Annotated in this window: 13 protein-coding genes and 1 tRNA gene; 4 read left to right on the plus strand and 10 right to left on the minus strand. The window is 62.4% G+C overall.

Annotation, left to right across the window (positions count from 1 at the left end):
* Positions 1 to 336: 336 nt before the first annotated feature.
* The 7 genes from ACREB4_RS18400 to ACREB4_RS18430 form a co-directional block, all read right to left on the minus strand.
* Complete coding sequence (locus tag ACREB4_RS18400; protein ID WP_431589698.1) at positions 337 to 1,119, minus strand: HAD family hydrolase; 783 nt, start codon at positions 1,117 to 1,119, stop codon at positions 337 to 339.
* Positions 1,120 to 1,183: 64 nt separating this feature from the next.
* Positions 1,184 to 2,164: a hypothetical protein gene (locus tag ACREB4_RS18405; RefSeq protein ID WP_431589699.1), complete on the minus strand. Its 981-nt coding sequence runs from the start codon at positions 2,162 to 2,164 to the stop codon at positions 1,184 to 1,186.
* A gap of 162 nt (positions 2,165 to 2,326) precedes the next feature.
* Complete coding sequence (locus ACREB4_RS18410; protein WP_431589700.1) at positions 2,327 to 3,913, minus strand: site-specific integrase; 1,587 nt, start codon at positions 3,911 to 3,913, stop codon at positions 2,327 to 2,329.
* 457 nt (positions 3,914 to 4,370) lie between these two features.
* A tRNA-Ser gene (locus tag ACREB4_RS18415) sits at positions 4,371 to 4,458 on the minus strand.
* A 73-nt stretch (positions 4,459 to 4,531) separates the two neighbouring features.
* Entirely contained in the window at positions 4,532 to 5,830 is a 1,299-nt protein-coding gene (gene serS / locus ACREB4_RS18420; RefSeq protein WP_431589701.1) for a serine--tRNA ligase, read from the minus strand.
* 47 nt (positions 5,831 to 5,877) lie between these two features.
* Positions 5,878 to 6,861 carry a 4-hydroxy-3-methylbut-2-enyl diphosphate reductase gene (gene ispH / locus ACREB4_RS18425; RefSeq protein ID WP_431589702.1) on the minus strand — a complete coding sequence of 328 codons (984 nt, stop codon included), beginning with the start codon at positions 6,859 to 6,861 and terminating at the stop codon, positions 5,878 to 5,880.
* Between the two features lie 26 nt (positions 6,862 to 6,887).
* Positions 6,888 to 7,352, minus strand: coding sequence for an FKBP-type peptidyl-prolyl cis-trans isomerase (locus ACREB4_RS18430; RefSeq protein WP_431589703.1), 465 nt, complete (start codon positions 7,350 to 7,352; stop codon positions 6,888 to 6,890).
* 90 nt (positions 7,353 to 7,442) lie between these two features.
* Between ACREB4_RS18430 and radC the strand changes: the two genes are divergently transcribed.
* A complete protein-coding gene (gene radC, locus ACREB4_RS18435; protein ID WP_431589704.1) occupies positions 7,443 to 8,111 on the plus strand; it encodes a RadC family protein in 669 nt (222 codons plus the stop codon).
* A gap of 38 nt (positions 8,112 to 8,149) precedes the next feature.
* Positions 8,150 to 8,920 carry a Smr/MutS family protein gene (locus tag ACREB4_RS18440; RefSeq protein WP_431589705.1) on the plus strand — a complete coding sequence of 257 codons (771 nt, stop codon included), beginning with the start codon at positions 8,150 to 8,152 and terminating at the stop codon, positions 8,918 to 8,920.
* 17 nt (positions 8,921 to 8,937) lie between these two features.
* On the opposite strand, the gene ACREB4_RS18445 is transcribed toward ACREB4_RS18440, so the two are convergent.
* From ACREB4_RS18445 to ACREB4_RS18455, 3 genes are read right to left on the minus strand one after another with little or no spacing between them, the layout of a single operon-like run.
* The gene (locus tag ACREB4_RS18445; protein WP_431589726.1) at positions 8,938 to 9,297 is read right to left on the minus strand and encodes a group II truncated hemoglobin; all 360 of its coding nucleotides are present in this window, start codon (positions 9,295 to 9,297) and stop codon (positions 8,938 to 8,940) included.
* Positions 9,298 to 9,334: 37 nt separating this feature from the next.
* Positions 9,335 to 10,144 (minus strand): MinD/ParA family protein, encoded by an 810-nt coding sequence (locus ACREB4_RS18450; protein WP_431589706.1) that lies wholly within the window; start codon positions 10,142 to 10,144, stop codon positions 9,335 to 9,337.
* A gap of 8 nt (positions 10,145 to 10,152) precedes the next feature.
* On the minus strand, positions 10,153 to 10,881 hold the full coding sequence (locus ACREB4_RS18455) for a GGDEF domain-containing protein (RefSeq protein WP_431589707.1): 729 nt from the start codon (positions 10,879 to 10,881) through the stop codon (positions 10,153 to 10,155).
* 266 nt (positions 10,882 to 11,147) lie between these two features.
* On the opposite strand from ACREB4_RS18455, the gene ACREB4_RS18460 reads away from it, so the two are divergent.
* Positions 11,148 to 11,987: a CheR family methyltransferase gene (locus ACREB4_RS18460; protein ID WP_431589708.1), complete on the plus strand. Its 840-nt coding sequence runs from the start codon at positions 11,148 to 11,150 to the stop codon at positions 11,985 to 11,987.
* A gap of 31 nt (positions 11,988 to 12,018) precedes the next feature.
* Positions 12,019 to 12,723 (plus strand): chemoreceptor glutamine deamidase CheD, encoded by a 705-nt coding sequence (cheD, locus tag ACREB4_RS18465; protein ID WP_431589709.1) that lies wholly within the window; start codon positions 12,019 to 12,021, stop codon positions 12,721 to 12,723.
* The last annotated feature ends 15 nt before the right edge of the window (positions 12,724 to 12,738 follow it).

Here is a 12,738-nt window from a genome sequence, read left to right on the forward strand (position 1 = left end):
AACGCCTGCGGCGCTGATCAGTGGTGATGACCTCTATGGTCTCTGTACGCCTAGTCATACTCACAGTCCTATTCCTATCCGTAAGATAAGCGATAGTCCGTGTCCGGTGAATCAGGGGGCCGTTTCAGATTTTCGTTACATTGTGCTCCGCGTACCTAAAGTCTCATGCAAACGAGAGCCTGGAAAACGCACGATGTACCGCTAGGCCAACAGGTAAGGAATCTTGGATTGCAGCCACAAGCTGTTGGATGCACAGGGATAATCCATCAGCTTTCTCATAAAGCGGACTCCCAAGTGGCGAGGTACGCGGGCGGGATCCTCGTAATTCACTAGCCCCTATCGGGCCTCGACTGCTGCTTCCCAGTCAGCCCTAATGCACCAAGTTACGGCATCGAGGAAGTCCGTGGCGAGATGGTCCGCGGTCTCGTGGTCGCTATCCCTTTGCCAAGTCGGCTTAAAGCGGCTGGGGATCAAGACTGTGGAACAACCAGCGGCCTTCGCAGGAACGATGTCGCGATCAGGTTGATCGCCGATGACTACGACCTGCGACTCTGCAAACCTAGTGACGACACGGTCGAACTGACTCCGCTCCTTCGTCATTTCCCAGACACCCTCGAACGATCCCGTCAATTCGTACAATTCGAGGAGCGCCTTCTGCTTTTCGACGCGCCCTTCTGTCATCACAAACAGCCTGAGGCCGGCGGCTTTGGCGGCACGTACCCCGACAGCTACACCTTGGAGTAGCCGTGGAGTGCTGCTTAATGCTTGCAGGTACTCCGCGACGATCCTGTCCACCGCAAACTGACTCACCAGAACGCTCAGACTCAATTGACCGGCAATGGCCTGGTGTGATGCCGCCTCGGGACCGCGCCCAGTCAAGCCAGCCTCGACACTGCGCACAAGTAGCTGCGGAGGGTAGCGCAGGTGCAGATGGTGTTTTTGAGCCAACGCTTGGTCGTAGGCCCGGATAAACGCGAGGCGATCAGGAGCCTTACAGGCGATTTGTGTCTGTGCTTCGATGAGCGAGAGCAGCAGCAACTGAGCGTCGCGAAATACCGCGTCCGTATCCCACAGCGTGTTGTCAGCATCTACAAGGACGATGGTGGGCTTGCGCGACATGGCTTGGATTCCGTTGATCAATTGAGGCCAATGTACGGCCCGGGCTGCTCATAACATGAGCCACCTATCTCTTTTCAGCAGAGGGTTTCGACGTCGGCTGGGACATGGAATCGACCAAAGGCGTAGCGCCCTGGGATGAAGCGGCGGAAGCGCCAGGTCCGGCAATCGACTGTTCAATCGACGGCAAAGTGAGGGCAGCAGCATCAGAGCGAGGTGCGGCTAAAGGTGGGGCAGATGCTGCTAGTCCGGAACGGACAGTCTCGACACTAAGTTTGGGCGGCGGTACCACCATGGCGAAGGTCACAATGAGCGAGCAAAACAGCCCCAGCAGGACGCGGATACTCAAGTTCAGGAGGCGCTGCCCGGGGTCAAGATACCGAAGCTTATCTGCCACCTTGGCGGAAATGAGATAGGCCTCCGCCGCGTAGTTCTCATAGTATTTCCGTAGCAGAACGTCTTGATCGCCCACAAACAGCTTTCCCCATGCCCCAGGCTGCGTTCGAATAACTTGCTTAAAGAAAAGCAACGATCCAACCTTAACCTTGTCAGCCTGGTCTTTGTCCCCAGGCCAAACAAAACGTGTCGACATAGCATGAAATGTCACCAATGCCCCGGCTGCCACCAAGAACAGATATAGGCCAAACAGTCCGTAAGTAGTTGTCACCAATAGTGAGGTACCGCTAGCGGATGCCCCGATGTTATGAAGCGGATAGAGGTCTATGAACTTACCGAACACCGTGCCAATAGCGGCCGTCAGAAAAGCCACTATTGTCAGCAGACGTCCCGCCTTCGCATCCTGGTACTCGGTCTGCTTTCTCGCCTCCTCCAAGGAGTTCCTTGCACAGTCCAGCAGCAACTTGGGGTCACCGGAGCTGAATGCAAAGCTGCCGAACGGCTTACCTATCTCGTCAAGCACATCTTCTGGGCTAATGTTCTCCCCGCTGTCCGCTCTCCGCGGGTAGTAAGCCACGTCGGAGCCAACCAGAGATCCAAGCAGCGCACAGACAACATTGATTGGCGATTGAATGACGGCGGGAAGGTTCATAGATCTGCCTTGTTCAAGGTGTGATGCGTATTGTGCGCCTACGACCCAACGATGTTCTTCGGCGGTAATACAGCAAACAGACGTTCTCGTTCGGGTCGAACTCGACATGTTGTGTTTCGCCGAATCCAACCAACCGGGCCTTCAACCCGACCACGCTACCCATTACGCACTCGACACAGGACGCTTCAAAGTGCCATCGGCGCGCGCGATGGCCCCGAGCCGCTTCACCTCTGACCAGTTCGGAATGTCGATGCCGAAGTCCATCTTCTGAAGGTACGGCAGCACCTCGGCAAACGGAAAGGCTGGCCCCTGGTCCGTCTCGTTGTAGTTGGAGTCCTTCATATCGCCTGTGGAGTGACCCAGCAGCTGCTTTTGCAGGTTGGAATCCAGCATGGTGTTCTTGAGGCACTGGTGGAAGTTCGACCGCAGCGAATGCGGCACCTTCCTGCGCAGCTCGTAGAAGCCCGCCTGCTGGATCAACGCCTTCATGAATCGGGCGGGCTTGCGTCCGAACATCATCTTGTCGTCCCACCGCAGGCCGAGGAACAGAGGGCCTGACCACCGCGAGTAGCTCCGAACAAGCTCGACAAAGTCCATGAAGCCGCGTTCGATCAATTTCGGGTGGATCGGCACCACCCGACGCGAGGCCTTGTTCTTGACCCGGCGGTACTCTTCGCTGGTTCTCGCCAGCACCACCTTCTGACCACGTGCCTTCTTTGGCGCCTGGCCGTCGGGCTCGTCTTCGTCGTTCGCATCATCGGAAATGAACGACATGCACGGCACCCCACCGATCGTGATGATGTCATCGGTATGGAGACCGGAGCTTTCAGAGACCCGCGCGCCTTGATACAGGCAAATCTGCGGCACCCAGTAGCACCAGGGGGCGAACATGGCCCCGTTGAGGAAGGCTGGCTGCTCGAACATCGACTTCAGTTCGGCGTCGGAGAGTGCAACCGCCCCCTTCTTCTTGGGCGATTGCTTCTCTGCCTTGATCAGGTTGGCGCTGGCCGCCTGAACCGACAGTTTCATTTCCGAAAGCACTTCGGGTTTGATCCATTCCTTCAGGCTGGCATAGGTGATGAAGGGGGCCACGTGGACAAGTTTCTTCTCCACGCTGGTGAGGCTGGGCCATTTCGCCTTGGTCTCGATGCCTTGCCGGATGCGTTCGTGTGCCTCGGTGTTTTTCGTGTTGCTCCCCTGGTTGGGGGGCAGACGTCTGAGCCCTTGAAAATAGGCTTCAATGTGGCTGCGGGTCAGCCGGTGCATCTCGATGTCGAGCATCCCGGGCTGGATCGTCCCATCCTTGTGCGTGAAATCTCGCCGCGTGTCACCCACGATTTCGCGGAACACGCGGAAGGACGCCTCATAGGAAAAGCGCCAGGAGTGATCCGAGAATTTGGTGCCGCCGTTGATGCGCCAGTCTTCGATGGCGTCGGACAGCCAGCGCCTTTTTTCTGGCGGGATAACTTCTTGAGGCGAGGCGTCAGCCGCGACTGCTGGAATCGGCGATGCGACCGGCTGAATGGTCATGGGCACCACAGAAATGGCTGCAGCGGTAGCCTCTGACATGGGCGGATGTACCGGGGATCGGTGCACGCGCCCCACGACCTGCTCAATCATCCGATTGAAGCAGCGTTGCATCAGGATGATCGTCTCGACGCTCGCGGATGGCGAATGGTCGATGCGAATCTTGCCGTTCTCGTAGAAGAGCGCGAAGGATTCGTCAGGTTTCTCGTCAAGTGTGAGCATGGGAGCTCCAGAGCCGTACTTGACAAAGAAGTCTAGGCACATTTCTCGAGATTTGGCGACCGCGAGGCTCTTTAGGGCCACCTTAGTTGACCGTCTCAGCTCGCGAGGCAGTTCGGGATGGCGAGCTCGAATGTGCTCGGGCACGACCAGGCGCATGTACCAAATGCCGTTGGCGCCCCTGGAAAGATGGGTTGAACCCAGACGAGGTGTCCAGCCCGAATAGTCGGTAGTTGACGCGTTAGGGTCGCTGAGCGCCACTTTCGGGTTGCCAGTGGAAGCGCCGACCGTTGAGGAAACAGGCTCGGTAGCAAGCGCATCGGAGCCCGGCTGAGTTGTCGCTGGCGGAGATGCAGAACACGTGGAGTTGGACATGGAAGTTGGACGTTTTGGACAAACAACTTCGAAGTCATGCCACGCAAAGAAAAAAGCCCTTGATAAACAAGGGCTTAGTTCATTTTGGCGGAGAGGGTGGGATTCGAACCCACGGTACCTTGCGGTACGCCTGATTTCGAGTCAGGTACATTCGACCACTCTGCCACCTCTCCTGATTCGGGGCTCGCTGGGGTCTAGTCAGCGTCCAGCCAACGCTGGAAAGCCATAGATTATAGCTCAGCTTTTTCAGGCCTTGAGCACGTCCTGACCACCCAGGTAGGGGCGCAGCGCCGCCGGCACGCGGATGCTGCCGTCGGCTTGCTGGTGGTTCTCCAGCACGGCCACCAGCGCACGACCCACGGCCAGGCCCGATCCGTTCAAGGTGTGCACCAGCTCGTTCTTGCCCTGTGCATTCTTGAAGCGGGCCTGCATGCGGCGCGCCTGGAAGGCTTCGCAGTTCGACACCGAGCTGATCTCGCGGTAGGTGTTCTGCGCGGGCAGCCACACTTCCAGGTCGAAAGTCTTGGTGGCGCCAAAGCCCATGTCGCCCGTGCACAGCGACATCACGCGGTAAGGCAGCTCCAGCTTCTGCAGCACGGCCTCGGCGTGGCCCACCATGGCGTCCAGCGCTTCGTAGCTGTGGTCGGGGTGGGTGATCTGCACCATCTCGACCTTGTCGAACTGGTGCTGGCGGATCATGCCGCGCGTGTCGCGGCCAGCGCTGCCGGCTTCAGAGCGGAAGCACGGCGTGTGGCCCGTCAGCTTGATGGGCAATTGGTCCACCGGCACGATGGTGTCGGCCACGGTGTTGGTCAGCGTCACTTCCGACGTCGGAATCAGGTACCACTTGCTGCCCGAGGCATCGCCATCGCCCGAGGTGACGTGGAAAAGGTCTTGCTCAAACTTGGGCAACTGGCCGGTGCCCTGCAGGGCCTTGGCCTGCACCAGGTAGGGCGTGTAGCACTCGGTGTAGCCGTGCTCTTGCGTCTGCGTGTCCAGCATGAACTGGGCCAGCGCGCGGTGCAGGCGGGCCATGGGGCCTTTGAGGAAACTGAAACGGGCCCCCGACAGCTTGGCGCCGGTTTCGAAGTCCAGGCCCAGCGGGCCGCCCAGGTCGACGTGGTCTTTCACGTCGAAAGCATAGGTTGGCGGTGTGCCCCAGCGGCGCACTTCCACATTGCCAGATTCATCGCTGCCCACGGGCACGCTCTCGTGCGGCAGGTTGGGCAGTGACAGCAGCAGGTCTTGCAGCTCGGCCTGGATCACTTCAAGACGATCGGCGCTGGCCTTGAGCTCGTCACCGATGCCACCCACCTGGGCCATCACGGCCGAGGTGTCTTCGCCCTTGCCCTTGAGCGCGCCGATCTGCTTGGACAGGCTGTTGCGCTGCGATTGCAGTTCTTCGGTGCGGGACTGGATGGTCTTGCGCTCGGCCTCCAGGGTGCGGAAACGGGCTTCGTCCAGGAAGGGCTGCGGGTTCTTGCGCGTGGCCAGGCGCGCCAGCACGCCGTCAAGGTCTTTGCGCAGCAGGGTGATGTCAAGCATGTTGGTTCAGTGAAAAGAGATGAAAGAGCGATGGGATGGAAGGCGCTTCAGACAGGCGTGCGCTGCGATGGCAGGGGCCGGTCCAGGCCAGTGCCGCCCAGGCCCTTGGGCAAGGGGAAACGCACCGATTCTTCCACGCCTTGCAAACGGCGCACGGACACGGCGCCCAAATCCTTGAGCCGCGAGATGACCTGCTGCACCAGCACGTCGGGCGCGGAAGCGCCGGCGGTCAGGCCCACGCGGGGGCGGCCTTCGAACCAGGCTTCTTTCAGGTCTTCGGGGCAGTCGACCATGTAGGCGGGCGTACCCAGGCGCTCGGCCAGCTCGCGCAGGCGGTTGCTGTTGGAACTGGTGGGGCTGCCCACCACGATGACGACGTCCACCTTGGGCGCCAGCACCTTGACCGCGTCTTGCCGGTTTTGCGTGGCGTAGCAGATGTCCTGGCGCTTGGGCTCGCGGATGTTGGGGAAGCGCTGCTTGATGGCTTCCAGGATGGCGGCGGCATCGTCCACCGAGAGCGTGGTCTGCGTGACCACGGCCAGCTTGTCGGGCGTGGTGACTTCCACCTTGGACACGTCGTCGATGTCTTCCACCAGGTAGATGCCTTCGGACAACTGGCCCATGGTGCCTTCGACCTCGGGGTGGCCCTTGTGGCCGATCATCACGAACTCATAGCCCTCGCGGCGCAGCTTGGCCACCTCGATGTGCACCTTGGTGACCAGCGGGCAGGTGGCGTCGAAAACCTGAAAGCCGCGCTCGTCGGCCTCGCGGCGCACTTCCTGGCTGACGCCGTGCGCGCTGAAGATCAGCGTGGCGCCGGGTGGCACCTCGGCCAGGTCTTCGATGAAGATGGCGCCCTTGCCCTTGAGGTCGTTGACCACGTAGGTGTTGTGCACGATCTCGTGGCGCACGTAGATGGGCGCGCCGTACTGCTCCAGTGCGCGCTCGACGATCTCGATGGCACGGTCGACGCCAGCGCAGAAACCGCGCGGTTCGGCCAGCAAGACGTCTTCGACCAGGTTGCTGCTCATGGCTTGGGCCTCAATGTTGGCGGCGTTCACAGCACGCCGATCAGCTGCACTTCGAAAGTGACGACTTGCCCCGCGAGCGGGTGGTTGAAATCAAACAAGGCCCAATCTTCACCCGCCGGGCCCATTTCGCGCAGCACGCCCGCGAAAGCCCCTTGGCCATCGGGCGTGGGGAACTGCACCACGTCGCCCACACTCCAGGTTTCGTCCAGGTCGCCCAACTGGCGCAGCAGCGACAGGGCCACGCGCTGGACCATCTCGGGGTTGCGCGGACCGAAGGCTTCACCGGGCGCCAGGGTCATGACCGTGCGGGTGCCCTCCTCCAGGCCCAGCATGCGGGCTTCCAGGGCCGGCGACAGCTCACCCGAGCCGAGGGACAGCGTGGCGGGCTTGTCGGCAAAGGTGTTGACGATGTCCCCGCCATCGGGGCCTGCCAGGCGATAGTGCAGGGTCAAGAAGGAGCCGGGAACGACGGTGGGCGCAGCAGTGGTCATGGAGGCGTGCCCACCCTTCAGGAGGATTGGGCGATCAAGGGAGAAAAACGACAATTTTAAGTTTGAGTCACCAGATCAGGGAGCGTTTCCATGAAAGATCTTCCCGCGGCATTGCGCCCGCGCGAAAAAATGCTGTCCCTGGGACCGCAGGCCCTGGCCGACACCGAACTGCTGGCCTTGCTGCTGCGCACCGGCTTGCAAGGGCTGGGCGTGTTGCAGCTGGCGGAAAAAGTCCTGAACGACCTGGGCGGATTGTCGGGGCTGCTGCGGGCGCAACCCGCACAGTTGTCCGGCATCAAGGGACTGGGGCCGGCCAAGCGCTCGGAACTGATCGCCGTGATGGAACTGGCACGCCGCGCCATGACGCGCGAGTTGAGCGAGCAACCCGTGTTCACCTCGCCACAGATGGTGAAAGACTACCTGCGCATCCACATCGGCGCCCTGCCCCACGAGGTCTTCTCGGTGATGTTCCTGGACGCGCAGCAAAAACTGATCGCCTGCGAGGAAATGTTCCGGGGCACGCTCAGCCAGACCTCGGTCTACCCGCGCGAGGTGGTCAAGCGCGCCCTGGCCCTGAACGCGGCCAGCGTGATCCTGGCGCACAACCACCCCTCGGGGGTGCTGGAGCCTTCGCGCGCCGACGAGCTGCTGACGCAAACCCTCAAGAGCAGCCTGGCCCTGGTGGACGTGCGCGTGCTGGACCATTTCGTGGTGGGCAACGCGGGCGCCCTCTCGTTCGCCGAACGAGGTTTGCTGTGATTCCAGAATCAGCGCGGGCTTGAGGTAGGCTTGGGGCCGTGAGCCCAGCCCGCAAGTCCTCCACCAACACGCCCCTGAGCGACTTCGCCGACCTCAAGCGCGCTTTGAAAAAAGCCGCCAAGGAGACGGCGGCCAAGCTCGCGCAAGAGCAGGCCGACCGTGCCGCGCGCGAGGCAGAGCAGCGCACGCGCGAACAAGAGAGCCAACTGTTCAAGCACGCGGTGGGGCCCGTTTACGCCATGGCGCCCAACGGCCGAACGGTCGGCTCGGCAGCGCGCCCTGCCCCGGTGCCCAAGCTGCGCCAGCAGGACGAAGCCTCGGTGTTGAAGGAATCCCTCTCGGACGAGTTCGACGTCGAAAGCCTGTTGGAAACCGATGAATCCCTGTCCTTCCGCCGCCCCGAGGTGGGCCAGGACGTGACCCGCAAGCTGCGGCGCGGCGTGTGGGCGGTGCAAGGCCACCTCGACCTGCACGGCCTGCGCACCGACGAAGCCCGCGAGCGCGTGGGGGCCTTCTTGCGCGAAGCCAAGACCAAATCCTGGCGCTGTGTGCGCATCGTTCACGGCAAGGGCCTGGGCTCGCCCGGCAAGCAGCCCGTGCTGAAAGACAAGGTGCGCCGCTGGCTGGTGCAGAGCGACCGCGTGCTGGCCTTTGTGCAGGCGCGGGGCGACGATGGTGGGGCGGGAGCACTGGTGGTATTGCTCAACCCGGGTGGCAAGAGCGCGGCGGCGGCGCCGGCCAAAAGCCCAGCCAAGCCGACGACGGCGGTCAAGCCCCCCGCCAAGGCGGCTTCAAACGGCAACCAGTAAGGCTGGCGTACAGCGCGTCAAACGCCCTTGTTGCGCATCCAGTCGGCGGTCTGGAAGAAAGACTGCTCCAGCCGCTCGGCCAGCACCGGATCGACCTCGACTTCTTTCATCGACTGGAACATGCACGCCAGCCACTGGTCGCGTTCCTTGATGCCGATGGAGAACGGCAGGTGCCGGGCCCGCAGGCGTGGGTGGCCAAAGCGCTCGATGTAATGGTCAGGGCCACCCAACCAGCCGCTGAGGAACCAGTAGAGCTTGTCCCGCGCGTCGTCCAGCGAGGGGCCATGGGCCTGGCGCAGCTCCGTGTAGGCGGGCTCCAGGTCCATCAGGTCGTAGAAGCGGTCAACCAGGGCGCGCACCTTGGCATCGCCGCCCATCGTCTCATAGGGAGTGATGGCGTCTTCAGTCACGGGATCAACGGGGTGTGAGCTTGGTGGCGATCTGGACGATGCCTTGGGCAGCGGGGCTGCCCGGCATCAGTTCCATCAGCAACTGGCGCTTCTGGATGGCCTGGCGCACGGCCGGGTCGGAAGGCACATCGCCCAGGAAGTTGAGCTTGGGCGCCACACCGTTCGGGCCCTGCACGAAACGATCGACCACCTGCTGCAACTGGTTGCAGATGGCGCGGCCTTCGCCGGCGCGGCTGACCTGGTTGACCACCAGGTGCAGGGATTCGCGCGATTGCTGCGACGACAGCACCTTGATGGTGGCGTAGGCGTCGGTCATGGAGGTGGGCTCGGGCGTGGCGACCACAATGATCTCGTGGGCCAGGGACACGGCGTACAGCACCACGTCGGAGATGCCAGCGCCGGTGTCGATGATCAGCACGTCGAAACGGGGAGACACGACTTCGATGATGTGCTGCAACTGGTCGCGCACTTCGGGCGTGAGGCGCGAATACTCGACCAGGCCAGAGCCGGCCAGCAGCACCGAGAAGCCGCCGGGCGCGGGCAGGATCGCTTCTTCAAGCTGGGCCTTGCCGGTGAACACGTCGTGCAGCGTGATCTTGGGGTACAGGTTCAGCACCACGTCGAGGTTGGCCAGGCCCAAGTCGGCATCAAGCACCAGCACGCGCAGGCCTTGACGGGCCAATGCCGCGGCCAGGTTGGCGCTGACAAACGTTTTGCCGACGCCGCCTTTGCCGCTGGTGACCGCGAGGGTGCGGGCCAGGCGTGGCGCGGCGGCCGGTTTGGACGTTTCAGGGGTGGAAGTGGGGCTGGACATGGTGACCATCATTCCGTGGTTTTCGGCGCAAAGTCGACAAGACCTGAGTCCATCATGAAGTCGGATTGCGCAAATCCGGCAAATAGCAAACTTTTCTCCTCGGCGCTGACCACCGTGAGCGGCGGCATTTCAAGGCAGGTGCGGTTGCGGCCCTCGGTTTTGGCGCGGTAGAGCTGCTGGTCGGCGCGCTCGCACCACAGCGTCGCCGAGGAACGCACCCACTGCGGGGCGAAGGCTCCCCCGATGCTGATCGTGATCGACAGTTCGTGTCCACCGATCACCACCACTGGCGAGATGGCGACCTTGTGGCGCACACGCTCGGCCACGGTCTGGCCAAAAGCCGGCGGGCAGTTGGGCAGGATGATGGCGAATTCTTCGCCACCGATGCGGGCCACGGTGTCCATGGGGCGCACGCAATCCTGCAGGGAAGCGGCCACCGATTGGATGACCACGTCGCCGGCGGCGTGGCCATGCGTGTCGTTGACTTTCTTGAAGTGGTCGATGTCGACCATCAGCAACAGGGCGGGCTCGCCGATGCGGGCCACGCGGTCGACCTCGCGGCCGATGGCGGCTTCGAACAGCCGGCGGTTGGACAGGCCGGTGAGCGCGTCGCGGCTGGAGATCTCGCAGAGGCCGTCGATGACCGACTGCAACCAGGGCTGGGAGCCCATGGCCAGGCCCTCAGGCAGGCTCCAGCCAGCCTGAGCCAACAGGTTCAACGCCGGCTCCAGCCTCATGCCTGAACAATACGAACCATCCAGGCCAAGCAAAGGGGCGAAATCGGAAGTGATGGGGGGCTCCAAACCAGCAAAGAGATCCATCAGCCAGTCTATCAGCACCCCTTGGGGAAAAGGGTCAATAAGACACGGTTTCCCGGACCAACTCCACGGCCATGGCGCTGTTACCACCGTCATGCTCAAGCACGCGTCCTGTTTGCCGATATCAAGTCGGGGCTCCTGTGGGCGCCGCCTTCAGATTCACAGCCAACTGCAAGAGTGCCTCAATGTCGGATTCCATGGGCTTGGTCACAGACCGCGAGTTTTCCTTCAACGCGAAGGACTTCTCACGGGTTCGCTCCCTGATTCACCAACGCGCCGGCATCAGCCTGCACGATGGCAAGCAGGCCATGGTGTACAGCCGGCTGTCGCGACGCCTGCGCGACACGGGCTACAACTCCTTCGAGCAGTACCTGCAGTGGCTGGAGGGCAGCTCCGGCGCCGCCGCCCAGCAGGAGTGGCAGGAGTTCGTCAATTGCCTGACCACCAACCTCACCTCCTTCTTCCGCGAGGAACACCATTTCCACGTGCTGGCCGAGTGGCTCAGCGCCCGCGGACCGCAGCCTACCCGCATCTGGTGCTGCGCCGCCTCGACCGGTGAAGAGCCCTATTCCCTGGCCATGACCGTGGCCGAGACGCTGGGCCTGCACGCCCCCGTCAAGATCGTCTCCAGCGACATCGACACCAATGTGCTGGCCACCGCCTCCCGCGGGGCCTACGACGCCGCCGCCCGGGGCCTGAGCCCGCAGCGCCTGCGCCAGTTCTTCCTCAAGGGCAAGGGCGCCAACGTTGGCCAGATCCGCGTCAAGCCCGAGCTGGCTTCGCTGGTCGAGTTCAAGCCCTTCAACCTGATGCAGGAACAGTGGCAGATGGGCGAGCCTTTCGACATCGTGTTCTGCCGCAACGTGATGATCTATTTCGACGCGCCGACCCAGCGCAAGGTGCTTGAGCGCATCCACCGGGTCATGAAGCCGAAAGGCAAATTGTTCGTGGGCCATTCGGAAAATTTCACCGAATCGCGTGACCTCTTCCTCTTGCGTGGCAAGACGGTCTACGACAAGGTCTGAGACACCCACCAGCGCCAACCCTGGATCCGCCATGATGAGCACGACTCCCGCCAGCGCCTCGCGCCTCGGCACCCCGCCCCCCATCGCTGGTCTGGCGTCCAACCTGGGCGCCCGCAAGGACCGCCTGGGCGCCCTGAAGGCGCGCACGCCCAAGCCGGGCGAGGCCTCCTTCTTCTTCTACGACGCACACTTCCAGAACGAGGCCGTCAAGATCCTGCCCGGCGAATACTTCGTGTTCGACGAAGACATCATCATCATGACCACCCTGGGCTCGTGCATCGCCACCTGCCTGTGGGACCGCAACGCGCGCGTCGGTGGCATGAACCACTTCATGTTGCCCGACAACGGCGGCGGCAGCAGCGACTCGGGCCGGTATGGCTCCTTCGCGATGGAACTGCTGATCAACGAGATGCTCAAGCGCGGCGCCTCGCGCCTGACGCTGGAAGCCAAGGTGTTTGGCGGCGGCGCCGTCATCAGCGGCATGAGCAGCCTGAACGTGGGCGAGCGCAACACCAGCTTCGTGATGGACTACCTCAAGACCGAGCGCATCCCCATCGTCTCGAAAGACGTGATGGACATCTACCCGCGCAAGGTCTGCTTCTTTCCGCAGAGCGGCAAAGCCATGGTCAAGCGCCTGGCCGCCAGCAACCCGGACGCCATCGTGGCCCAGGAACGCATGGCCGCCCAGAAGGCCGCCGCCCCTGCCGCGGCCGGTGGTTCGATCGACCTTTTCTGAGCAGGGAGAACAACA

Source organism: Aquabacterium sp., from assembly GCF_050725395.1.
Lineage (GTDB): Bacteria > Pseudomonadota > Gammaproteobacteria > Burkholderiales > Burkholderiaceae_C > Aquabacterium.

What these genes read in the sequence shown, in the direction of transcription:
- ACREB4_RS18400 (WP_431589698.1), bottom strand. Translation starts at nt 1,119, where the DNA reads ATGTCGCGCAAGCCCACCATCGTCCTTGTAGATGCTGACAACACGCTG.
- ACREB4_RS18405 (WP_431589699.1), bottom strand. Translation starts at nt 2,164, where the DNA reads ATGAACCTTCCCGCCGTCATTCAATCGCCAATCAATGTTGTCTGTGCG.
- ACREB4_RS18410 (WP_431589700.1), bottom strand. Translation starts at nt 3,913, where the DNA reads ATGCTCACACTTGACGAGAAACCTGACGAATCCTTCGCGCTCTTCTAC.
- serS (WP_431589701.1), bottom strand. Translation starts at nt 5,830, where the DNA reads ATGCTTGACATCACCCTGCTGCGCAAAGACCTTGACGGCGTGCTGGCG.
- ispH (WP_431589702.1), bottom strand. Translation starts at nt 6,861, where the DNA reads ATGAGCAGCAACCTGGTCGAAGACGTCTTGCTGGCCGAACCGCGCGGT.
- ACREB4_RS18430 (WP_431589703.1), bottom strand. Translation starts at nt 7,352, where the DNA reads ATGACCACTGCTGCGCCCACCGTCGTTCCCGGCTCCTTCTTGACCCTG.
- radC (WP_431589704.1), top strand. Translation starts at nt 7,443, where the DNA reads ATGAAAGATCTTCCCGCGGCATTGCGCCCGCGCGAAAAAATGCTGTCC.
- ACREB4_RS18445 (WP_431589726.1), bottom strand. Translation starts at nt 9,297, where the DNA reads ATGGGCGGCGATGCCAAGGTGCGCGCCCTGGTTGACCGCTTCTACGAC.
- ACREB4_RS18450 (WP_431589706.1), bottom strand. Translation starts at nt 10,144, where the DNA reads ATGTCCAGCCCCACTTCCACCCCTGAAACGTCCAAACCGGCCGCCGCG.
- ACREB4_RS18455 (WP_431589707.1), bottom strand. Translation starts at nt 10,881, where the DNA reads ATGAGGCTGGAGCCGGCGTTGAACCTGTTGGCTCAGGCTGGCTGGAGC.
- ACREB4_RS18460 (WP_431589708.1), top strand. Translation starts at nt 11,148, where the DNA reads ATGTCGGATTCCATGGGCTTGGTCACAGACCGCGAGTTTTCCTTCAAC.
- cheD (WP_431589709.1), top strand. Translation starts at nt 12,019, where the DNA reads ATGATGAGCACGACTCCCGCCAGCGCCTCGCGCCTCGGCACCCCGCCC.